Raw genomic sequence first — 21,082 nt, forward strand, 5'->3', positions numbered from 1 at the left:
GCCGGCCCGCTGCCGCCTAAGCCCGCCGATAAGCCCGCGTCGTCAGCAAATACACCGGCAAACCCGACACCAGCACGATCAACGCTGCATAGGGCGCGGCACCGGCGTACTCCAGGTTGCCGGTGTGCGACCAGACCTTGGTGGCCAAGGTTTCCAGGCCGGTGGGGCCGAGAATCAGCGTCGCGGTCAGCTCTTTCATGCAGTCGAGAAACACCAGCACGAAGCCGGCGCCAATGGCCGGCGAGATGATCGGCAGGGTCACCCGCAGAAAGGTCGCGAGCGGCGTGTGCCCCAGGGTGCGCGCCGCCTCTTCCAGCTGCGGCGAAGCCTTTTCCAGGGCGACCCGGATTGGCCCCTGGGCCATGGGCATGAACAGCAACGCATAGGCCACCAGCAGCAGGATACTGGTCTGGTACAGCGCCGGCACGTAGCCAAGGGCGAAGAACACCAGCGACAGGGCGATCACCAAACCCGGCAAGGCGTGCAGCAGATACGGCAGGCGATCCGCCAGGGTGGCCATACGCCCGTAGTAACGCACCACCACCAGGCACACTGGCAACGCCAGCAGGCAGCTGAGCAAGGCGCCACCGAAGGAATAGCGCAGCGACGACCACAGCGTTGCGACGATCTCCGCGACCGGGAAGCTGACCGAGCTGCCTTCTACGATCCAGAAACCCAGCATCACCAGCGGCACGCCGCAGCCAACGACCACCAGCACCAGCAGCAGCGCCTGCGCCAGGATGCCCCAGCGCCCCAGTCGCACCCGGGCGGCACTGCGCGCCACACCCTGGCCGGTGCGCGCGTAGCCGCGCCCACGCAGGCGGAACTCACCCCACAGCAGCAGCATGCACAGCCCCAGCAGCAAGGCCGACAGCATGGCCGCGTTGCTGCCGCTGAACTCCAGCTCGAACTGTTGATAGATGGCGGTGGTGAAGGTCTGGTAGCGCATGATCGACGGCGCGCCGAACTCCACCAGCATGTGCACCGCCACCAACAGGCTGGTGGCCATCAGCACCGGGCGCAACAACGGCAGGGTGACGCGCCAGAACACCTCGCGGCGGCTGCAGCCGAGCATGCGCGCCGACTCTTCCATGGCCGGGTCCAGGTTGCGCAGCACCGCCACCACCGGCAGGTAGATCAGCGGATATTTGGACAGGATCATCACCAGCACGGTGCCGCCCAGGCCCTCGAACAGCGGGCTGATCGACACCCAGGTAAAGCCGCTGACAAACGAGGGTATGGCGAACGGCAGGCACAGCAATACGTTCCAGTGCCGGCGACAGCGCAGGTCGCTGCGCTCCACCAGCCAGGCCAGTGCCAGGCCGATCACCGCGCAGCCGAGGGTCACCAGCACCATCAGCTTCAGGGTGTTGGCCAACAGGCCGAACACGAACGGCCGCCATAGCAGCGCAAAGGCTTCGTGCGGGCCAACCTGCGCGGCGCGTACCAACACGAAGAACAGCGGCAGCGCCGCGACCAGCAACAGCGCCAGCACCGGCAACTGCAGCCAGATCGGCGGCGCCTTGCGACGCCGGCTGCTGATGGTCGGCGCCGGCAGCGGCAGTTCCGGGTTGACCGCCTGGGGCTGCATGATCAGTTCATACCCACTTCGCGTTGCAGCTCCAGGGCATCCTCGGCCAAGCCGATCTGCGCGGCGGTGATGGCCGGCGGCTTGAGCTGGTCATAGGGCTTGAGCAGCGGGTCGGCCGGCACCTTGGGGTTGACCGGGTATTCGGCGGACTGGGTGAGCACGGCCTTCTGGCCTTCCTCGCTGATCATGAAGGCGAGGAACTGTTGCGCCTCCTTTGGGTGCTTGCTGGCCTTGACCACGGCAGCCCCGGAAACGCTCGACAGGCCACCGGCATCGCCATCGGCGAAGTAATGCAGCTTGGATTTCAGCTCGCCCTTCTCTTTCTTCAGCGCCGTCCAGTAGTAGCTGTTGACCAGCGCTGCGCCGACCTCACCGTTCTCCACGGCCTTCATGGCGATCACGTTGTTGGTGTAGGTGGAGCCGAAGGCTTTGAGGCCGGTCAGCCACTCTTCGGCGGCTTCGCGGCCGTTAAGGCGGATGACCGCGGCGGTCTGGCCGAGGAACTCGCCACTGCTCGGCACGAAGGCGATCTTGCCGGCCCACTCAGGGTCAGCCACTTCCAGCACGCTCTTGGGCAGCTCGGCCTCAGTGACCAGATCCGGGTTGTAGGCCAGCACGCGCACGCGCGAGGTGATGCCGATCCAGTTGCCGTTGTCATCGGAGAACTTGGCGTCGATCTGCTTGAGGGTGCTGTCATCGACCTTGGCCAGCAGGCCCTGGCTGCCGAGCTTGATCAGCGGCGGCGCCTCTTCGGTGTAGACGATGTCGGCCGGCGAGCGCTCGCCTTCCTCGGCGATCTGGTTGGCCAACTGGCCACCGCCGCCCTTGCGGATCAGCACCTTGATGCCGGTCTTTTTCTCGAAGGCAGCCGCCACGGCCTTGCCGGTGGCCTCGTGCTGGCCGTTGTACAGCGTCAGGGTGACCGGATCCTCGGCATGGGCCAGGCCGCTCAGCAGCAGACCGCAGGACAGAACGCTGGCGCCGATCACGCGCGCCAATCCGGTTACTCGATGTACCGACATAAGCCTCTTCCCCTCGAAACAAATAGTTACCAGGGGATTATACGGGCCAACTGCGTTTGATTCTCAGGAAAATCCACCTGAAGCATTCGCCGTGATGAAAACGCAGAGGCGCGAACGGCGTGCACCGTTGGCGCCCTGCGCTGGCGTTTTTTGACTAATCGCCGGTCGGCTGCAGCTCACGCAACTCGCCGCCCTCCTGCCGCAAGCGCTGCAGAAAGCGCGGGCGGTCCAGCAACTGGTAAGGGAAGTACAGGCCGGGCTGCGTTGGCTCCCCGCCATCCAGCCCCAGCAACCGCTCGACCACCATCGTCACGCAAAGGGCCGTCAGCAATGCCGCGCCTTTGGGGTGCACGACGGCATGCCGGGTGCGCAGCGGCTGGCCTTGCGGATCAATACCAGCCAGCTCGATGAGGATTTCCGTCGACATCGCCCCGCCCTGGCGACGGGTGGAACTGACGTCGATGGCCATGTTGAACTGCACGTTGGCAGCGCCGGTTGCCGCGGCGAGGCCGACGACATCGATGGACGAAAACCCCGCAGCGTCGATCGGCGTGCCGTCCACGGCGCGAAAGCGGGCTTTCGCTTCGTCGCCTTCGCGCCACCCATAAACGCCATCACGGCGCGTCAGCGCTGCGGGCAACATGCGGTTCAGGTGCTCAAAGTCGCTGGCGACGGTTGGCCCGCCGGTATCCTGCTCGTCGACCAGGGCATTGAGGCGGATCTCATCGACCCGTCCGTACGCTTCTGCAATATGCAGGGTCGACGTCGTCGTGGCGCCCACCAACCACTCATAGCCAAGCACGATGGGCGCGGCGTCGGGAGCATGCATGTAGGTGGCGATTTCCGGCGCGATCTCGAACACCCCGGACGAGATGCTCAGGTGCGGCACGCCGCGTTTCTGGGCAAAACGCAAACCGGCCAGGGCGTGGTCCATGTAGAACACCACCACCGCACTGACCGGCTGACCGCCGAGGCCGAGGTCATCGGCTGCAGGGTCGATAACCACCGCCTGGGCATTACCGATGCGCTGGGCGGCGTGCTGGGCCTTGGCCAGATCGCGACCGCCGATCAACAAGGCAATGTCGGGATACGCGGCACGCAGTGCCGCCGCCGTGTGGTTACCGATGGCTCCAGAGCCACCCATCAACAGAACAGGATCAACAGACATACTGTACGCTCTCCAGTTGCTGGCTTAACCTACCTTTAGTAGGAACCTGCAACGAGCCTAACCCTTTTAACCTACCATTGGTAGGTTTACATTCCGGAACCCGACAACGTGCCAGAACGCGAGCATTCTGCCAGCCCCCCCGTCACTCGCCGCCTGGCCAAAGCCGAGCGCCGCAGCCAGTTGCTGGAAACCGCGCGGCAAGTGATACGCCGTGAAGGCGCCGACCGCCTGACGCTCGGCCACCTGGCCAAATGTGCCGGCGTGTCCAAGCCGGTGGTCTACGACCATTTCGCCACCCGCTCGGCCTTGCTGATCGAACTCTACCGCTGGATCGACATCGAGCGGGTCAACGCCTTCCGCGAACTCATGGCCGGTAGTAACCGCAGCCTGGAGGACACGACGCAACTGCTCGCCAACGCCTATATCGAGTGCGCAGCCAACAACACCGATGAGTTCTACGCGGTAGGCGCCGCACTGGCAGGCAGTGACGAGAAGGCGGCGGTCTTTCAGGAGCTGCTGGACAACTGTGTGCAAATGTTCGTCAGCGTGCTCACGCCCCATGCCGGTCTGCCGGCGGTGGAACTGGAGCGCCGCTGCACAGGGCTGGTCGGCGCAGGCGAAGCTCTGGCCGGCGCGCTGGTGCGCGGCAGGTTCACCGCTGCCGAGGCGATCAACAGCTTCACGTCGCTGATTCGCGGCTCTCTGCAGAGTGTTGGCTGAACAACGTCTCACTGCTATCTGGCACCACCGATAGTGGAACCGCCGCTCAGCGAGCCACGGTGATAGCCGCACCAGGCACCGCCTCTGATACTCCACCCTGCGGGCCAATGCCTGACTCGCTTGCATCATTGCGACCGACCGCTGGAACGAAATCAAAGTGCCACTAGTCGTAAGATTGCAGAAACCCGAGGATCGGCCGATACGATCCCATGGAAGCAGCGTTCAGTCCTGCTCCGTCGAAGCTGGAAAGGACAATCCGTTCGGTTACTTAGCTGGTTGTATTTTCAGAGCGTCGCCTGATGAAGAAAACACTGCTCGCCGCAAGAGCGTTGATGTCCGTACCCAAGGACAATCCCGGCCTGGTCAAGGCGCAATACAGCGCCCTGGCTCGCCAGTTGCCGATGATGTATTTCATCCTGCTGGTCAACACGTTGATGCTGGCTGGCACTCACTTTGCGGTCGCGCCGCGCTGGCTAGTGGTGTATTGCCCGGCGATCATGACGTTGTTCGGCGTGATTCGTACGGTGGAATGGATCCGCACGCGCAAGCAGACGCGCAGCCCGGCGCAAATGCTGACGGCGCTGAAGCGTACCAACATGCTCGCGCCGTTCGTAGCCGTAGCGTTCACCGCCTGGTCGCTGGCGCTGTTTCCCTATGGCGACGGCTATACCCAGGCGCATGTCGCTTTTTATATGGCGATCACCGTCATCGGCTGCATTTTCTGCATGATGCACCTGCTGCCAGCCGCCCTGGCCACTACGGCAGTGGTCAACAGCGCGTTCGTGGTGTTCTTCGCGTCGACCAATATCATCACCTTCGTTGCCACGGCGATCGACGTGCTGCTGGTATCCATCGCCATGCTGGTCATCCTCAAGGTGCAGTACGCTGACTTCACCCGGCTGGTGAACATGCAGGCGCAGACGGCGAAACTCAGCGAGGAAAATCTTCACCTGGCCAATCAGGACAGCCTCACCGGGCTGGCCAACCGGCGGCAGTTCTTTTCCCGCCTCGATACGCTGTTGGCCCGCGCCCACGAGCAGGAGAACCGCCTGGCCGTGGGGCTGATCGACCTGGATGGCTTCAAGCCGGTCAACGATCTGTATGGCCACAGCGTAGGTGACAGACTGCTCTATCAGGTTGGCCAGCGCCTGACCGGGCTGCTCGACGATGACATGCATCTGGCCCGGCTGGGCGGCGACGAATTCGCCCTGATCATCACCCAGCCCATGAGCGACGACCAGTTGCGCACCTTTGGCGAAAAAGTCTGCGCCAGCATGCGCGAGCCGTTCCTGCTCGTCGACATCCCCATTCAGATCAGCGCCTCACTGGGCATCGCCACCTTCCCCGATCAGGCAGCCAGCGCCACCGAGGTTTATGAATACGCCGACTATGCCCTCTACCAGAGCAAACGCCACCGCCCCGGCACGGTGTGCCTGTTCAGCGCCGCCCATCGCCAGCAGCTCAACCGCGAAGGGCTGACCGAACAGACCCTGCGCCGGGCCAATCTGAACGACGAGTTTCACGTGGTGTTCCAGCCCATCGTGGATCTTCACGGAGAACGAACCGTCGCGTTCGAGGCACTGGCGCGCTGGCAAAGCCCGGAGTTGGGTAATGTGCCGCCCAGCGAATTCATCCCGATTGCCGAACGCGTCGGCATGGTCAATCGCCTCACCGTGCCGCTGCTTGGCAAGGCGCTGGAAGCAGCCACGAGCTGGCCTGCAGGGATGCGCCTGTCATTCAACCTGTCAGCCCACGACTGCGGCTCGGAAGACGCCGCCCAGCAGATCGTCGAACTGATCAAGCGCAGCCCGTTCGACCCAGCCCGTATCGACCTGGAAATCACCGAAACCGCCGCCATCCAGGACCTGCCGCAAACGCAACAGGCGATCCGCCGGTTTCGCGAGCTGGGCTGCGGCATTTCCCTCGACGACTTCGGCACCGGCTACTCCAGCCTGAGCCAGATCCACGCGCTGTCGCTGACCAAGCTGAAGGTGGACCGCACCTTCGTCACCCACATCGACGTCGACCCGGCCAGCTTCAAGATCGTCAAATCGCTGGTCGCCCTGTGCCAGGACATGCAACTGGAATGCATCGTCGAAGGCGTGGAAACCGCCGAAGAACTCGCCGCCCTGAAAAACCTAGGCTGCGCCTGGGCCCAAGGCTACCTGTTCGCCAAACCCATGCCTGCCAGCGAGATCGGCGCCTGGCTCGAAGGCGAGCGGTTGAAGAAGGCGCAGGCGGTTTGATCTGGCGATAGGCCAATGCGCGACGCGTATTTCATGCCCCAAAAGCCGCTTACGCGAATTGAATATGCCACCCTCAAAACGCCAAAAGCCCGCAATTACGCGGGCTTTTGGTTTTCATAACGACCGACTACCGGCTTACGCCGGATGCGGGATCATTCCCACTCGATGGTCGCTGGCGGCTTGCTCGACACATCGTAGGTGACGCGGGAGATGCCGTCGATTTCGTTGATGATCCGGCCGCTGACGGTTTCCAGCAGCTCGTAGGGCAGGTGCGCCCAGCGAGCGGTCATGAAGTCCACGGTTTCCACGGCGCGCAGGGCGACGACCCAGGCGTAGCGACGGCCATCACCGACCACGCCCACCGAGCGTACCGGCTGGAACACCACGAAAGCCTGGCTGGTCTTGTGGTACCAGTCAGCCTTGCGCAGTTCTTCGATGAAGATGTGGTCGGCGCGGCGCAGGATATCGGCGTATTCCTTCTTCACTTCACCGAGGATACGCACGCCCAGGCCCGGTCCCGGGAATGGGTGGCGGTAGACCATGTCGTACGGCAGGCCCAGTTCCAGGCCGATCTTGCGCACTTCGTCCTTGAACAGTTCACGCAGTGGCTCGACCAGCTTGAGGTTCATTTCCTCCGGCAGGCCGCCGACATTGTGGTGCGACTTGATCACGTGGGCCTTGCCACTCTTGGCGCCAGCCGACTCGATCACGTCCGGGTAGATGGTGCCCTGGGCGAGGAACTTGATGTTCGGAAGCTTGCTGGCCTCGGCATCGAACACGTCGATGAAGGTGCGGCCGATGATCTTGCGCTTCTTCTCCGGGTCGGCTTCGCCGGCCAGGTTGTCGAGGAACTGCTTTTCAGCGTCGGCGCGGATCACCTTGACGCCCATGTTCTCCTTGAACATGGCCATCACCTGGTCGCCCTCGTGCAGACGCAGCAGGCCGTTGTCGACGAACACACAGGTCAGCTGGTCGCCGATGGCGCGGTGCAGCAGCGCGGCGACCACCGAACTGTCGACACCGCCGGACAGGCCCAGCAGCACATTGGCGTCGCCGACCTGCTCACGCACCTGGGCGATAGCGTCTTCGACGATGTTGGACGGCGTCCACAGCGCTTCGCAGCCGCAGATGTCCTGTACGAAACGGGTGAGAATGCGACCGCCCTGCTTGGTGTGGGTCACTTCCGGGTGGAACTGCACGCCGTAGTAACCGCGGGCGTCGTCGAACATGCCGGCGATCGGGCAGCTCGGGGTGCTGGCCAGCACGTTGAACTGGCCCGGCAGCTGGGTGACCTTGTCGCCGTGGCTCATCCACACGTCCAGGCCCAGCACGCCGTCGGCGTCGACATGGTCTTCGATGCCGTCGAGCAGCTTGCTCTTGCCGACCACGTCGACGCGGGCGTAGCCGAATTCGCGCAGGTCGGAACCTTCGACCTTGCCGCCCAGTTGTTCGGCCATGGTCTGCATGCCGTAGCAGATGCCCAGCAGCGGTACGCCGAGATCGAACACGGCCTGGCGCGCGCGCGGGCTGTTGGCTTCGTGAACCGACTCGGGGCCGCCGGCGAGAATGATGCCGCGCGGAGCAAAGGCACGGATGTCCTCGTCGGACATGTCCCAGGGATGCAATTCGCAGAACACACCGATCTCGCGCACGCGGCGGGCAATCAGCTGGGTGTACTGGGAACCGAAGTCGAGGATCAGGATACGGTGAGCGTGAATGTCGAGGGCCATGACTCTGTTCTCGTCAGTGGAAGCAGAAACAACGCGGGGCTGTCGATACAGCCCCGTTGAAAGGTGATGCCGGGAATCAACCTACCCGGTAGTTCGGGGCCTCTTTAGTAATCTGCACGTCGTGGACGTGTGATTCGGCCATGCCGGCACCGGTGATACGCACGAACTCAGGCTTGGTGCGCATCTCGTCGATGGTCGCGCAACCGGTGTAACCCATGGAGGCACGCAGGCCGCCCATCAGCTGATGGACGATGGAGCCCATGGCACCTTTGTAGGCCACACGGCCTTCGATGCCTTCGGGTACCAGCTTCTCGGCACCGGCGGCGGAATCCTGGAAGTAGCGATCCGAGGAACCCTGGGCCTGGGACATGGCGCCCAGCGAACCCATGCCGCGGTAGGCCTTGTAGGAACGGCCCTGGAACAGTTCGATCTCGCCCGGGGCTTCTTCGGTACCGGCCAGCATGGAGCCGATCATCACGGCGGAAGCGCCAGCGACGATGGCCTTGGACAGGTCACCGGAGAAGCGGATGCCGCCGTCGGCGATCAGCGGGATGCCGGTGCCTTCCAGCGCAGCGGCGACGTTGGCCACGGCGGAGATCTGCGGCACGCCGACGCCAGCGACGATACGGGTGGTGCAGATCGAGCCCGGGCCGATGCCGACCTTGACTGCGTCAGCGCCGGCTTCGGCCAGTGCCAGTGCAGCAGCGCCGGTGGCGATGTTGCCGCCGATCACCTGGATGTCCGGGAAGTTCTGCTTGACCCAGCGCACGCGCTCGATCACGCCCTTGGAGTGACCGTGGGCGGTGTCGACGATGATCACGTCGACGCCGGCATTGGCCAGTGCGGCAACGCGGTCACCAGTATCGGCGCCAGTGCCGACCGCGGCGCCGACGCGCAGACGACCCTGGTCGTCCTTGCTGGCCAGCGGGTAGGCCTTGGCTTTTTCGATGTCCTTGACGGTCATCATGCCCTTGAGCGCGAAGGCGTCATCGACGATCAGCACTTTCTCGATGCGGTGCTTGTGCAGCACTTCGCGAACGGCTTCCTTGGCGGCGCCTTCCTTGACGGTGACGAGGCGCTCCTTGGGCGTCATCACATCGCGCACCAGGGCGTCCATGCGGGTCTCGAAGCGCACGTCGCGGGAGGTGACGATACCGACCAGGTCGCCGTTGCTCAGCACCGGCACGCCAGATATGTTGTTCTGGCGGGTCAGCTCGAACAGGTCGCGTACGGTGGCGTCGGCCTCGATGGTGATCGGGTCCTTGACCACACCGGACTCGAACTTCTTGACCTTGCGCACTTCAGCGGCCTGCTGCTCGATGGTCATGTTCTTGTGGATGATGCCAATGCCACCTTCCTGCGCCATGGCGATGGCCAGGCGGGCTTCGGTGACGGTATCCATGGCTGCGGAAAGCAGCGGGATATTCAGCTCGATGCCGCGGGTAAGGCGAGTCTTGAGGCTTACGTCCTTCGGCAGAACGTCGGAGAAACCGGGAATGAGAAGAACGTCGTCGAAGGTAAGGGCTTCTTGACTGATACGCAGCATGGCGGGGGCTCCCAGGCGGGAAAATTGGAAGCGCGCCATTATACCGAGTCAGCTGCTGTCACTCAATGTAAAGAATGGGGAATGACCGTTCGGCGTTTAACCGAAATGATTCTCGGCGAACGGGGAACCGAAGCGCATTCGTGCAGCCTGAACTATCTCAGGCTCAAGGAAGAGCTCCCCTTTTTGCTCGAACGCATCAGACTCGATGAGCGCTCGACGCCTCGCTCAAGCCTCCACCACCGTCACCGGATAGCCCAGCCGCTCGGCGAACTCTTCGAGAAAAGCGGCGGTGAACCGCGCCTGCGCCCAGCCATTGAAGATGAAGCCCAGGTTGGAAAACCCGCAGGGCTGCAGAAACAGGAAGCCGTTGATGTCGTCTTCATGCCCACATAGCGGACAGGTGAAGTTGTCGGTCTCCCCAGGCATCCATTCGTCCAGGCTCTCGAACAATGCTTCGCCGATTTCCTGCCGGCATTCCGGGCAACCGGCTTCCTCGAGAAAATCCTCGATGGGCGTATAGATGCAACGCCGGTAGATGACCTCCAGCCCGTTGGCCGGCTGATCGAATGGCAACCGCTCGGCCTTCTCCACTACCCGGCTGGCTCCCGGCGCGATGGCGTAGGCCATGCCGCTGCGCCCGCAGGTGGTCGGCAGCGCGGCGACGACGTCGCGCTTGGCCAGCCAGCGCAGGATCTGCTGGGCCTTGCGCTCGTGACCGGGAAAGCTGGAGATGCGCGGAACGATGATGCTTTGCGTGGCCATGCCGACTCTTCGAGTGCCTGAAAACCGCGCAGCTTAGAGGCAGCCGCCAGCCGGCCACAAGCCGGCCGGGACTGACGGCTATGCGCGCTTGCCCATCAGTGGCATGCCAGCGGGCGCGCCTGGCGCCGGCTGAAATAGCGCTCGCGCAGCTTGTCGTAGGCCAGGTTGTAGCCCAGGGTGTACGGCAGGAAGAACAGGATCAGGCCGATGTCCAGGAAGAACGCGGCGACCAGGCTGATCGACAGCCACCATGCCGCCAGCGGCACAAGCACCAGGATCAGGCCAGCCTCGAACAGCAGCGCGTGGCTGATCCGTGCCCACAGCCCACGCTCGAAGCCCATGCGCCGCTGCGCGGCATCGAAAAGGATGTTGAAGACCATGTTCCAGAGCATCGCGATGGCCGAGAACATCAGGGTCAGCGCGCCCATATGTGCCAACGACTTTCCCATGACCCAGGCCAGCAGCGGTGCGCACACCACTACGGCGATCAGTTCGAACAGGGTGGCATGCAATACGCGCTCTTTCATGGAGCGCCGGGCAATGTTGGACGGCTTCATTTCAGACTCGCTAGATAAGATCGATGGCGCTATTCTCATCGGCAAAACTGCCAGCTCAAAGTTAACTGCCATCGGCCTAACCGATATGAATCCTTCTCCCGAATCACTTCACGCTTTCGCGCAAGCGGCCGCTACCGGCTCGTTCAGCGCTGCCGCCAGGCGCCTGGGCAAAAGCCAGTCGACGATCAGCGAGGCGATTTCGCGCCTGGAGATCGAGCTGGACGTCACCCTGTTCGAGCGCGGCGCCCGCCAGCTGACCCTTACCGATGCCGGCGCCAGCCTGCTGAGCCACGTCGAAGACGTGCTGGCCGCCTCCGATCGCCTGCTGCGCCAGGCCAGCCAACTGGCCTCGGGCCTGGAGCCCAAACTGACACTGGTGCTCTCCGATGCCTACCAGGCCAGCCAGTACCGGGCGCGCCTGGCGGAACTCGACGAGCGCTATCCGGACCTGGAATTCGAGTGTTTTTTCGCCGAGCACGCCGACGTACTCGATCTGGTCGGCCAGGGCCGCGCGCACTTGGGTCTACTCGCCGCCCAGGCCGCCTACCCACCCGAATTCGCCCATGCCAGCCTGGCAGACGCCGCTGACTTCGGCCTGTTCGTCGCCAAGGGTCACCCGCTCAGCCAGTTGCCGCGCGCCGCCCTCCAAGATCTGGTGCACTGGCGCGTATTGCGCCTGAGCAGCGTGGCGGCCCATCACGGTGAGCTGGACGACCTGCCTGGCAGCGGTGGCCGCTGCTGGTCCGCGCCGGACTACCTGCTGCTCCTGGAAATGGCGGCCCTGGGCTTCGGCTGGGCCGCCCTGCCCCGCCAACTGGTGCAGAACCACGGCGGCGACGGGCTGCATGAACTGAAGGTCAACGGCTGGCCGAAGCAGGTGCCCGTCGATGTGGTCTGGTCCCGCGCGCGACCGCTGGGCCCGGCAGCTTCGTGGCTGTTGGAGCGCCTGCTTAGCGCTTGAACCCACCATCCGCCTGCCTGCCCGACCTTCTGCACGAGTTACTTTTACGCCCCCAGCCAAGAGATCATCGCCATGCTCACAGTCATTGCTCAGGATTTCATCAAGGATGAGTACATAGAACATGTACTGCCGCTTTATGCGGAATTGGTGCGCAAGACGCGCGAAGAAGCACTTTGCCTGTCGTACGATTTGCATGTCGATCAAAAAGATCGCGGGCATTTCATCTTCATCGAAACCTGGCCAGACAGAGCTGCACTGGACGTGCACTGCGCGACCGAACACTTCACTACGCTGGTACCGAAAATCGACAGCTACCGCAAACAACCCGGGACATTCTTGCTGATGGACACCTTTACAGGAGTAATCGCTTGAGGAATTGATCAGCCAATGAGCGCCGATCGAAAGGCTGATTGAGACTTGTTATGCTGCTCGGCCCGTCAAGGAGAAGGCCATGATCACCTGTTACCTGCGCTACATCATCGACCCTTACCAACTGGCTGAATTCGAGCACTACGCCAAATTGTGGATTCCTCTGGTGGAGAAATTCGGCGGCCAGCACCACGGCTATTTCCTGCCCTCCGAGGGCGCCAACAACGTGGCCTTGGCGCTGTTCAGTTTCCCCAGCCTGGCGGCCTACGAGGACTATCGCGAGCGTTCCATGCAGGATGAGGAATGCCTGGCCGCCTTCGCCTACGCCCAGCAGAACCGCTGCATCCTCAGCTACGAGCGCAGCTTTCTGCGCCCGGTTGGCGTCGAAGCTCGTTGAAGCCGTCTCACGAACCTGGGGTTTCGTATTCCGGGGGTCGGCTGCAATAAGGCAGAAGCAGACACTCAAACCAGCCTGTGGGAGCCCCGACCTCGGGGCGAAACGATTGCAGCCTGACTGCCTATTTCGGCGGTGCCTGAGCGATTCGCCGCGAGGTCGCGGCTCCCACAACGGTTCGGATAACGGCTGCTTCCGCCACGTTACAGTCACCACACGTGAAATTACGGCGACTGATCGCCAACAGTTTCCAAGCCCTACAGCTCGCCGGCGTAGCATACCGGTGAGCTGCTCGCGCCCCGCCGATCCAGTTCATCCTCGAGAAACGCCTGCAGCGCGCGAGCGTTGTTGCGTTCCCTGTCGCGGGCGGCGTAGAGCAACGTCACTCTGCCTGCACCGGCACGCGCCAGCAGGCCCTGCCAGTGTTCGGGGTGGGCCGCCAGTTCGCGGCGATAGCCCTGGCTGAAGGCTTCGAACGCGTTGGCCCGGTGGCCGAACGCACGGCGCAACTCGGTCGATGGCGCCAGCTCGCGCAGCCACGCATCATGCTGCAGTCGATCCTTGCTCAACCCCCGCGGCCACAGCCGATCGACCAGCACCCGGTAGCCGTCAGCATCTTCGGTTGGCTCATAAACCCGCTTGCAGCAAATCATTGCCGGGCCTCCTTGAGATTGCCCCACGGCCTCGGTAACGTGGCCGCTCGCCAGACGGAGAGCCCCATGCACATCAGCCGTAAACTCCTAGTGTTCACCCTGCTGCCGCTGTTCGCCAGTTGCCAGGTGTACAAGAGCAAACCTGCGGATACGGAAAAAGCCCAGACGCGCCTGCAGGGCGAGCTGACTCGCGAAAACGGCCAGCTGTGGCTCAAGCCCTGCGAGGATCCGCGCCGCTTCGCGATTGCCGAAGGCACCACCACCATCACCCAGGATGCCAGCGAACTGCTGAGCGATGGCCACTCGGTACTGTTCGCCGATCTGCGCGGGGTCATGGGCTCGACCCAGATCAGCGGCGCCGACGGCGCGATGCAGGTCGGCCGCGTGTACCGGCTGCAACCCGAGGGGCACGGCTGCGACGACCCCAACTTCAAACGCACCCTGGTACGCGCCGCCGGCCAGGAGCCGTTCTGGAGCGTGACGGTCAGTAATCAGGGCATGGTGCTCAGCGGCCCGGATCACGAGCCCGTAGCGCTGCCTTACATGGAAGAGCAACTGCCCGAGGGTCGCATCAACCTGACCAGCGAAGCCAACGGCGAGCGCGTGGAGCTGTGGCTCGCGCCACAACGCTGCGTGGACAGCATGAGCGGCGCGGTGCAGCACATGAGCGCCCAACTGCGCCTCAATGGCAAGCTGATGCGCGGCTGCGCCGCGTTTGGCGGCGCACGCAACGACTGAACAATGAGCAGGGATGCGCCAAAGGCAGCGCATCCTGTTAGATGCCTACCCGTGTTTTCTGGCTTGAAATCATCTCTTTGGAATGCAAAGTGGCGGGAGCGGCCGTTATCCGATCCATTGTGTGCCGCGACCTCGCGGCGAATCGCTCAGGCACCGCCGAAATAGGCAGTCAGGCTGCAATCGTTTCGCCCCGAGGTCGGGGCTCCCACAGGTTGGTTTGAATGTCTGCTTCTGCCTTGTAGCAGCCTATGGATGTCGCTTAAAAAGACCGTGAACAGATCCTTAAAGCAAAATGCCCTTGTCGCGGGCCCGCTCGTGGCAAAGCTGCAGTACCTGACGGCGCTCGGCGTTTTCCATGCGGCTCCAGCGGGTGATCTCGTCGACGTTGCGCTGGCAACCGATGCAGATGTCTTCTTCATCCAGCGCACAGACATGTACGCAGGGCGAGGCGACCGGGCGTTCGAGGGTTTGCATCAGTCGTCCTGCTCGGCCAGTTCGGCGGCGTAGCGCTTGGCGTTGTGCACGTAGTGGGCGGCGCCGGCTTCGAGCATCTTCTTCTGCGGTTCGGTGAGCTCACGCACCACCTTGCCCGGCGAGCCCACCACCAGCGAGCCATCGGGAATTTCCTTGCCCTCGGCGATCAGCGCGTTGGCGCCGATGATGCAGTGCTTGCCGATACGCGCACCGTTGAGCACCACGGCGTTGATGCCGATCAGGCTGTAATCGCCTACCGTGCAGCCATGCAACATGGCGTTGTGGCCAACGGTCACGCCGGTACCCAGGGTGAGTGGCGAGCCGGGGTCGGTGTGCATCACCGCGCCGTCCTGCACGTTGCTGTTCTGGCCGATATGAATGAGTTCGTTGTCGCCACGCAGCACGGCGCCGAACCACACGCTGGCGCCCTCGTCCAGGCGCACGTTGCCGATCACCGTGGCGTTGGGGGCGATCCAGCTTTGTGGATGCTGTTCGACGCGGGCGTTGCCCAGGCAGTATTTCATGACGGGAGTCTCGCAGGCAGGTTCACTTGAGGTGAATGTAGTGCTCGGGGGGGCGGCGCATGTCGATGTCAGCGTCGTAAACCAGGTTGACCAGCTCAACCAGCATGATCGCCGTCAGCCCCCAGATCTTGTATTCACCATAGCGATAGCTCGGCACGTACCAGCTTTGCCCGAGGTAATCGATGCGATGGGTGACTTCGCGAGGGTCGTCACGAAAGAACACCAGCGGCACCGAGAATACCGCGGCGATCTCGCCATCGTTGGCCTGGTAGTCGACGAAATCCGGTACCACGCCGACGTAGGGCGTGACCTGGATACCGTGCCTGGAAACCAGGGTACCCAGCGGCCCGACGATCTCCACCAGCCCGGGTGGCAGGCCGATTTCCTCCTCGGCTTCACGCAGGGCGGTTTCGATCAGATCACGGTCTTCCGGATCACGCCGGCCACCGGGAAACGCGACTTCGCCACCGTGGGTGGACAGGCCGCTGGCGCGCAGCGTGAGCACCACTTCGGGCTCGTCGCTGCGGGTGATGGGTACCAGCACCGCCGCTTCGGGAAAGCCCTCCTGGGTTTCCATGAAACGTGGGCTGTAACTACGAACGCGTTGGAGTAACTCGTCCAGCATGGGCATTCTCGGCATTCTTCTGCGCCGGATAATGGCATGAAAAAAGCTCGGAACCCACCCTTCAACACTGACGAAAAGCTCGCGAGCTAGGATCATGCGAGCCTGTTTTTAACGCAGCAGGGCCGACGCGCAGCAGCTTTTTCAACTTTTCAGGCGATAGCCAGTTTTGAAAATCCACCCTACGGTCAGAATGCAGGCCAGCAGAAAGCCCAGGATCATGCCCAGGCTGACCATCACGTTGACGTCCGACACGCCGTAGAAGCTCCAGCGAAACGCGCTGATCAGGTACACCACCGGGTTGAACAGGGTCACCGTCTGCCATACCGGCGGCAGCATGCTGATCGAGTAGAAGCTGCCGCCGAGAAAGGTCAACGGCGTGACGATCAGCGCCGGGACGATCTGCAGCTTTTCCCAGCCATCGGCCCACACGCCGATGATGAAGCCGAACAGGCTGAAGGTCAGCGCCGTGAGCACCAGGAAGGCCAGCATCCACAGCGGATGCAGAATCTCGAAATCGACGAAAAGCCGCGCCGTGGCGAGGATGATCAAACCGAGCACGATGGACTTGGTGGCCGCCGCGCCGACGTAACCGACGAGAATCTCCAGGTAGGAAATCGGCGCCGACAGCACTTCGTAGATGGTCCCCGAATACTTGGGCATGTAGATGCCGAACGAGGCGTTGGAAATGCTCTCGGTCAGCAGCGCCAGCATGATCAGGCCAGGAATGATGAAGGCGCCGTAGCTGACGCCGTGCACCTGGGTCATGCTCGAACCGATGGCCGAGCCGAACACCACGAAGTACAGCGAGGTGGTGATCACCGGGGTGGCGATGCTCTGCAGCAGGGTGCGCCAGGTGCGCGCCAACTCGAACAGGTAGATGGCGCGGATCGCGTAGAAATTCATGCCTGCTCCTTCACTAGACTGACGAAAATATCTTCCAGCGAGCGCTCACTCGACTGCAGGTCCTTGAAGGCGATGCCGTGCTGGGCCAAGGCTTGCAGCAGCTCGGCAATGCCGGTGTCGTCCTGCTGACCGTCGAAGCTGTAGACCAGTTCATGACCGTCATCATGCAGTTGCAGGTCGTCGCGCTGCAGCGCGGGCGGCAGCTCGACGAGCGGCTGCTGCAGGTGCAGGGTCAGTTGCTTCTGGCCGAGCTGGCGCATCAGGGTGTCCTTGTCCTGCACCAGGATGATCTCGCCCTTGCGGATCACGCCGATGCGGTCGGCCATCTCCTCGGCCTCCTCGATGTAATGGGTGGTGAGGATGATGGTCACACCGCGCTCGCGCAGTTTGCGCACCATTTCCCACATGTTGCGGCGCAGCTCGACGTCCACGCCCGCAGTCGGTTCGTCGAGAAACAGGATATCCGGCTCGTGGGACAGCGCCTTGGCGATCATCACCCGGCGCTTCATGCCGCCGGAGAGTTCGAAGATGCGCGCATCCTTCTTATCCCACAGCGACAGATCACGCAGCAGTTGCTCAAGGTAGGCGTTATCCGGCGACTTGCCGAACAGCCCGCGGCTGAAGCGCACGGCCGCCCACACGCTCTCGAAACCTTCGTTGAACAGCTCCTGGGGCACCAGGCCGATCTTCGAGCGGGCCGCACGGTAGTCGCGCAGGATGTCGTGGCCGGCGACCGTGACCGAACCGCTGCCCGGATTGACGATGCCGCAGATGATGCTGATCAGTGTGGTCTTGCCAGCGCCATTGGGGCCGAGCAGCGCGAAGATCTCGCCCTTGCGGATATCCAGGTCGATGGATTTGAGCGCCGGGTGGCCCGACGCGTAGGTCTTGTTCAACTGCTGAATGGAAATGACCGGTTGCACGGTACGCCTCGATCCTGAAAACAGCGGGCCATTGTAAAGAAATGTTGCCCTGCGCGCTGAGCCGCCTGACGACACTGCCTGTGCCGGTGCAAGATCGGCTGCCGCCTGCACGCAATAGATGCCGGTCGCTCGCCCTGGCGAGCATGCTGCGATTGCGTGAATTCGGAACACGGGCACGACAACCGAGTCCGATACACGGCACACTCACCTACTTCACCGCGAACCCTTCACACACAAGGATCATGCAATGGCTTTCAAACACCTGATTGGCGGCGCCGCTCTGCTCGCCCTGCTCGCCGGCTGCAGTTCGACCGACACAGCACCCACCCAGGCGTCGAAACCCGCCAACAGCAACGGCAAATGCAGTGCCGAAGCCGCACAGAGCCTGCTCGGCCAGGTCGCCACCGCCGAAATCGTCGAGCAGGCCCGCGAGCAGTCCGGCGCGCGCACCGCCCGCGTGCTGTCGCCCGGCGACATGGTGACCCTGGACTACGATTCGCAGCGCTTGAACATCGATATCACCGAAGCCGAAGTCATCGAACGTATCGCCTGCGGCTGATTCCCCACAGCGCGGTTCATCTGCGGCACAATCGGGCCACATCCATATCACCAGGGATTGGATCTGGCCCATGCAGATCGATGAGGAATTGACGCTCAAGAAGCTGGAAATCTTCCTGGCGTTCATGCGCAGCGGCAACCTGGCGCGCGCGGCCAGCGAGCTGAACACCAGTAACGTCAGCGTGCACCGCGCCATCCACTCGTTGGAAAACGCGCTGCGCTGCCCACTGTTCAAGCACCAGGGGCGCAACCTGATCCCGCTGGAAAGCGCCTACGTGCTGGAAGAAAAAGCCCAGAAGCTGATCCAGGACGCCGAGGAAATGGTGCGCCTGGCCCGCGAAGCAGCGGGGTTCGGGGCCGAGCGTTTCAAACTTGGCGCCCTCTATTCGCTGACGGTGAAAACCGTGCCGCAACTGATCATGGGCCTCAAGCTGCGGCGCAGCGAACTCAACATCGACCTGATCCTCGGCTCCAACGTCGACCTGATGTACAAGCTCAAGAACATGGAGCTGGACGCCATTCTCATCGCTCTCGATGACAGCGTCAGCGATCCGGACTGCGAACAGCTGCCGCTGTTTTCCGACGACATCTTTCTGGCAGCGCCCAACGACTCGCCCTTCGCCGAACACGCCGAGGTGGATTTGGCAGACCTCTGCGACGACACCTTCATTACCCTGACCCAGGGCTATGCGACCTTCCGCGATGGTGCGCGGGTCTTCGAACAAGCCGGCTTCGAGCCCAAGGTGGCGATGCAGGTGAAGGACATCTTCACCCTGCTCAGCATGGTCAGTTCCGGCGTCGGCTATGCGCTGTTGCCGGGGCGCGTGGCGGCGGTTTACGAAAACCGCATGAAATTGATCGCGCTACAGGCCAAGTACCAGGTGCAGCAGCATATTGGCGTGGTGTTTCTCAAGGCCAGGGAGCGCGATCCGAACCTGCTGGCGCTCCTGGCCGAATGCCGGATGTACAGCCTGGGACAGACGGCCTGATACGGGACGGCAGGTGACGACTCGCGGTCGTCACCTGCATCCGTTTTACATCCAGCCCGGCACCACGAACAGCAGCCACGCCAGCAACGGGCCGAACGCCACCACCAGGCCGCTGTAGACGAGGAAGCGACGGAACAGGGCTTCGCGCTCTTCCTTCGCGGCCGACGCCACCACCAGCGCGCCGTTGGTGGAGAACGGGCTGACGTCCACCACGGTCGAGGAGATCGCCAGCGCGCAGATCACCCCTGCGGCGCTGAGCTGGCCCTGCATCAGGAACGGAACCGCCAGCGGGATGGTGGCACCCAGCACCGCTGCCGACGACGCGAAGGCAGAGACGATGCCGCCGACATAGCAGACCAGCAGCGCCCCCAGAAGCGGAATACCGATGGCGCTGACGCCGTGGCCGACGAAGTCGACCGCGCCGGCCTTCTGCAGCACGGCGACATAGGTCACCACGCCGCTGATCAGCAGCACCGTGGACCAGCTGATGCCGTCCACCGCACCCTTCTGCGCGGAAGGCGAGATGATCGCGATGGCGACTGCGACGGTGATCGCCACCAGGCCGACGTTGAGGTCATACGCCAGTGCAGCGATTCCCAGGCCCAGCAGGCCAACCAGGGTGATCAGGTGATCGCGGTTGATGCGCACTTCGTCCAGCGCCTGCGGATCATTGGACAAGGTGCCACCACCGGCGCTAACCACTGCACCATGGCCCTCGATGGCGAACTGGCGCGACGACGCCTGGACGCCGGCGATCAACGGTTCATCGGCCACGGCACGTCCACGGCGAAGCAGTGCGATGCCGCCAAAGGCGAAGAAACAGATGAACGCCATCAGCAGGTTGAAACCGAGGCTGGTGAGGAATACAGCCATTTCCGACACCTCCAGCCCGGCCTTCTGCACCACCTGATTGGTGATGCCGCCGTACACGCTGATCGGCGAGAAGCCGCCCGCCTGGGCGCCGTGGATCACCAGCAGGCCCATCATCAGCGGGTTGATCTGATATTGCTTGGCGAAGCGCAGCGCCACCGGGCCGATGATCGCCACCGCCGCCGGGCCCAGTGCGCCGAATGCGGTGAGCACAGCAGTGACGATGAACATCACCCACGGAATGGCCACGATATGGCCGCGCACGGCCTTTACCGCCCAATGCACCAGCAGGTCGATGGTGCCGTTTTTCTGGGCGATGGCGAACAGATAGGTGATGCCGACCAGGGTCAGGAACAGATCGGCAGGAAAGCCCGCCAGAACCTCCTTGCCCCCCATCCCGACCCAGATACCGCCGACGATGAAAGCCAATGCAAAACCGACGGCCCCCATGTTGATGGGCAGCGCCGTAGCCACGATGAACATGATCACCAGGCCGATGATCGTTGCGATTTCCGGACTCATACGCCCTCCCGAGACACCTGGTTGATTTCATCAGATGGCGACACGCCATCGATGGGTGCTGCCTGGCCGTGCGCCGCTGCGTACGTCATGGGTGCACCTGGGCGATTGCCTTCAATGGCGCGGCGGCCAGTGGCCGGTTGAGGCCGGAACGGGTACGGGTGACGAGTGGAGTTCGTCGGTGGGTGATCATTGTTGTTATCCTCGTTGAGGCATCGAAGTTATTGATCTTGTGCTTCG

Annotated in this window: 22 protein-coding genes; 8 read left to right on the forward strand and 14 right to left on the reverse strand. The window is 63.0% G+C overall.

What is annotated here, in order from left to right; translation table 11 throughout:
- Positions 1-16: 16 nt before the first annotated feature.
- The 3 genes from BVH06_RS14535 to BVH06_RS14545 all read right to left on the reverse strand — a co-directional run bounded on the left by BVH06_RS14535 (position 17) and on the right by BVH06_RS14545 (position 3,781).
- A complete protein-coding gene (locus BVH06_RS14535) occupies positions 17-1,591 on the reverse strand; it encodes an iron ABC transporter permease (protein ID WP_075934520.1) in 1,575 nt (524 codons plus the stop codon).
- 2 nt (positions 1,592-1,593) lie between these two features.
- Entirely contained in the window at positions 1,594-2,613 is a 1,020-nt protein-coding gene (locus tag BVH06_RS14540; protein ID WP_075934521.1) for an extracellular solute-binding protein, read from the reverse strand.
- A gap of 154 nt (positions 2,614-2,767) precedes the next feature.
- Entirely contained in the window at positions 2,768-3,781 is a 1,014-nt protein-coding gene (locus BVH06_RS14545; protein ID WP_075934522.1) for a saccharopine dehydrogenase, read from the reverse strand.
- A gap of 108 nt (positions 3,782-3,889) precedes the next feature.
- On the opposite strand from BVH06_RS14545, the gene BVH06_RS14550 reads away from it, so the two are divergent.
- Entirely contained in the window at positions 3,890-4,501 is a 612-nt protein-coding gene (locus BVH06_RS14550; RefSeq protein ID WP_256575178.1) for a TetR/AcrR family transcriptional regulator, read from the forward strand.
- 299 nt (positions 4,502-4,800) lie between these two features.
- Positions 4,801-6,747 (forward strand): bifunctional diguanylate cyclase/phosphodiesterase, encoded by a 1,947-nt coding sequence (locus BVH06_RS14555; protein ID WP_075934523.1) that lies wholly within the window; start codon positions 4,801-4,803, stop codon positions 6,745-6,747.
- A gap of 152 nt (positions 6,748-6,899) precedes the next feature.
- Here the strand turns inward: BVH06_RS14555 and guaA are convergent, their stop codons facing one another.
- From guaA to BVH06_RS14575, 4 genes are all read right to left on the reverse strand, one after another.
- Positions 6,900-8,477: a glutamine-hydrolyzing GMP synthase gene (gene guaA / locus BVH06_RS14560; protein WP_075934524.1), complete on the reverse strand. Its 1,578-nt coding sequence runs from the start codon at positions 8,475-8,477 to the stop codon at positions 6,900-6,902.
- Between the two features lie 76 nt (positions 8,478-8,553).
- The gene (gene guaB / locus BVH06_RS14565; RefSeq protein ID WP_075934525.1) at positions 8,554-10,023 is read right to left on the reverse strand and encodes an IMP dehydrogenase; all 1,470 of its coding nucleotides are present in this window, start codon (positions 10,021-10,023) and stop codon (positions 8,554-8,556) included.
- Between the two features lie 225 nt (positions 10,024-10,248).
- Complete coding sequence (locus BVH06_RS14570; protein WP_075934526.1) at positions 10,249-10,785, reverse strand: sugar ABC transporter ATPase; 537 nt, start codon at positions 10,783-10,785, stop codon at positions 10,249-10,251.
- A gap of 95 nt (positions 10,786-10,880) precedes the next feature.
- A complete protein-coding gene (locus tag BVH06_RS14575) occupies positions 10,881-11,342 on the reverse strand; it encodes a multidrug/biocide efflux PACE transporter (protein ID WP_075934693.1) in 462 nt (153 codons plus the stop codon).
- Between the two features lie 85 nt (positions 11,343-11,427).
- Between BVH06_RS14575 and BVH06_RS14580 the strand changes: the two genes are divergently transcribed.
- The 3 genes from BVH06_RS14580 to BVH06_RS14590 all read left to right on the forward strand — a co-directional run bounded on the left by BVH06_RS14580 (position 11,428) and on the right by BVH06_RS14590 (position 13,069).
- Entirely contained in the window at positions 11,428-12,303 is an 876-nt protein-coding gene (locus BVH06_RS14580) for a LysR family transcriptional regulator (RefSeq protein WP_177345396.1), read from the forward strand.
- A gap of 72 nt (positions 12,304-12,375) precedes the next feature.
- Complete coding sequence (locus BVH06_RS14585) at positions 12,376-12,675, forward strand: putative quinol monooxygenase (protein WP_075934527.1); 300 nt, start codon at positions 12,376-12,378, stop codon at positions 12,673-12,675.
- Between the two features lie 79 nt (positions 12,676-12,754).
- On the forward strand, positions 12,755-13,069 hold the full coding sequence (locus BVH06_RS14590) for an NIPSNAP family protein (protein ID WP_075934528.1): 315 nt from the start codon (positions 12,755-12,757) through the stop codon (positions 13,067-13,069).
- Between the two features lie 254 nt (positions 13,070-13,323).
- Here BVH06_RS14590 and BVH06_RS14595 read toward each other — a convergent pair whose 3' ends face one another.
- The gene (locus BVH06_RS14595) at positions 13,324-13,719 is read right to left on the reverse strand and encodes a DUF488 domain-containing protein (RefSeq protein WP_075934529.1); all 396 of its coding nucleotides are present in this window, start codon (positions 13,717-13,719) and stop codon (positions 13,324-13,326) included.
- Between the two features lie 66 nt (positions 13,720-13,785).
- On the opposite strand from BVH06_RS14595, the gene BVH06_RS14600 reads away from it, so the two are divergent.
- On the forward strand, positions 13,786-14,457 hold the full coding sequence (locus BVH06_RS14600; protein WP_075934530.1) for a COG3650 family protein: 672 nt from the start codon (positions 13,786-13,788) through the stop codon (positions 14,455-14,457).
- A gap of 282 nt (positions 14,458-14,739) precedes the next feature.
- Here the strand turns inward: BVH06_RS14600 and BVH06_RS14605 are convergent, their stop codons facing one another.
- The 5 genes from BVH06_RS14605 to BVH06_RS14625 form a co-directional block, all read right to left on the reverse strand.
- Positions 14,740-14,931, reverse strand: coding sequence for a DUF1289 domain-containing protein (locus BVH06_RS14605; protein WP_075934531.1), 192 nt, complete (start codon positions 14,929-14,931; stop codon positions 14,740-14,742).
- Positions 14,931-15,455, reverse strand: coding sequence for a gamma carbonic anhydrase family protein (locus tag BVH06_RS14610; protein ID WP_075934532.1), 525 nt, complete (start codon positions 15,453-15,455; stop codon positions 14,931-14,933). Before BVH06_RS14610 ends, BVH06_RS14605 begins: the two co-directional genes overlap by 1 nt.
- 22 nt (positions 15,456-15,477) lie before the next feature.
- On the reverse strand, positions 15,478-16,080 hold the full coding sequence (locus tag BVH06_RS14615; RefSeq protein ID WP_075934695.1) for a CoA pyrophosphatase: 603 nt from the start codon (positions 16,078-16,080) through the stop codon (positions 15,478-15,480).
- Positions 16,081-16,221: 141 nt separating this feature from the next.
- Positions 16,222-16,983, reverse strand: a complete 762-nt coding sequence (locus BVH06_RS14620) for an ABC transporter permease (protein ID WP_075932710.1) — start codon at positions 16,981-16,983, stop codon at positions 16,222-16,224.
- Positions 16,980-17,906 (reverse strand): ABC transporter ATP-binding protein, encoded by a 927-nt coding sequence (locus BVH06_RS14625; protein WP_075934533.1) that lies wholly within the window; start codon positions 17,904-17,906, stop codon positions 16,980-16,982. The genes BVH06_RS14620 and BVH06_RS14625 overlap by 4 nt, the downstream gene beginning before the upstream one ends.
- A gap of 247 nt (positions 17,907-18,153) precedes the next feature.
- On the opposite strand from BVH06_RS14625, the gene BVH06_RS14630 reads away from it, so the two are divergent.
- Positions 18,154-18,465, forward strand: a complete 312-nt coding sequence (locus BVH06_RS14630; RefSeq protein WP_075932708.1) for an I78 family peptidase inhibitor — start codon at positions 18,154-18,156, stop codon at positions 18,463-18,465.
- A gap of 70 nt (positions 18,466-18,535) precedes the next feature.
- Complete coding sequence (locus BVH06_RS14635; protein WP_075932707.1) at positions 18,536-19,453, forward strand: LysR substrate-binding domain-containing protein; 918 nt, start codon at positions 18,536-18,538, stop codon at positions 19,451-19,453.
- A 45-nt stretch (positions 19,454-19,498) separates the two neighbouring features.
- On the opposite strand, the gene BVH06_RS14640 is transcribed toward BVH06_RS14635, so the two are convergent.
- A complete protein-coding gene (locus BVH06_RS14640) occupies positions 19,499-20,845 on the reverse strand; it encodes an SLC13 family permease (protein ID WP_075932706.1) in 1,347 nt (448 codons plus the stop codon).
- Between the last annotated feature and the right edge of the window lie 237 nt (positions 20,846-21,082).

The sequence above is a fragment of the Pseudomonas sp. PA27(2017) genome, from assembly GCF_001945445.1.
Classification (GTDB): Bacteria; Pseudomonadota; Gammaproteobacteria; order Pseudomonadales; family Pseudomonadaceae; genus Aquipseudomonas.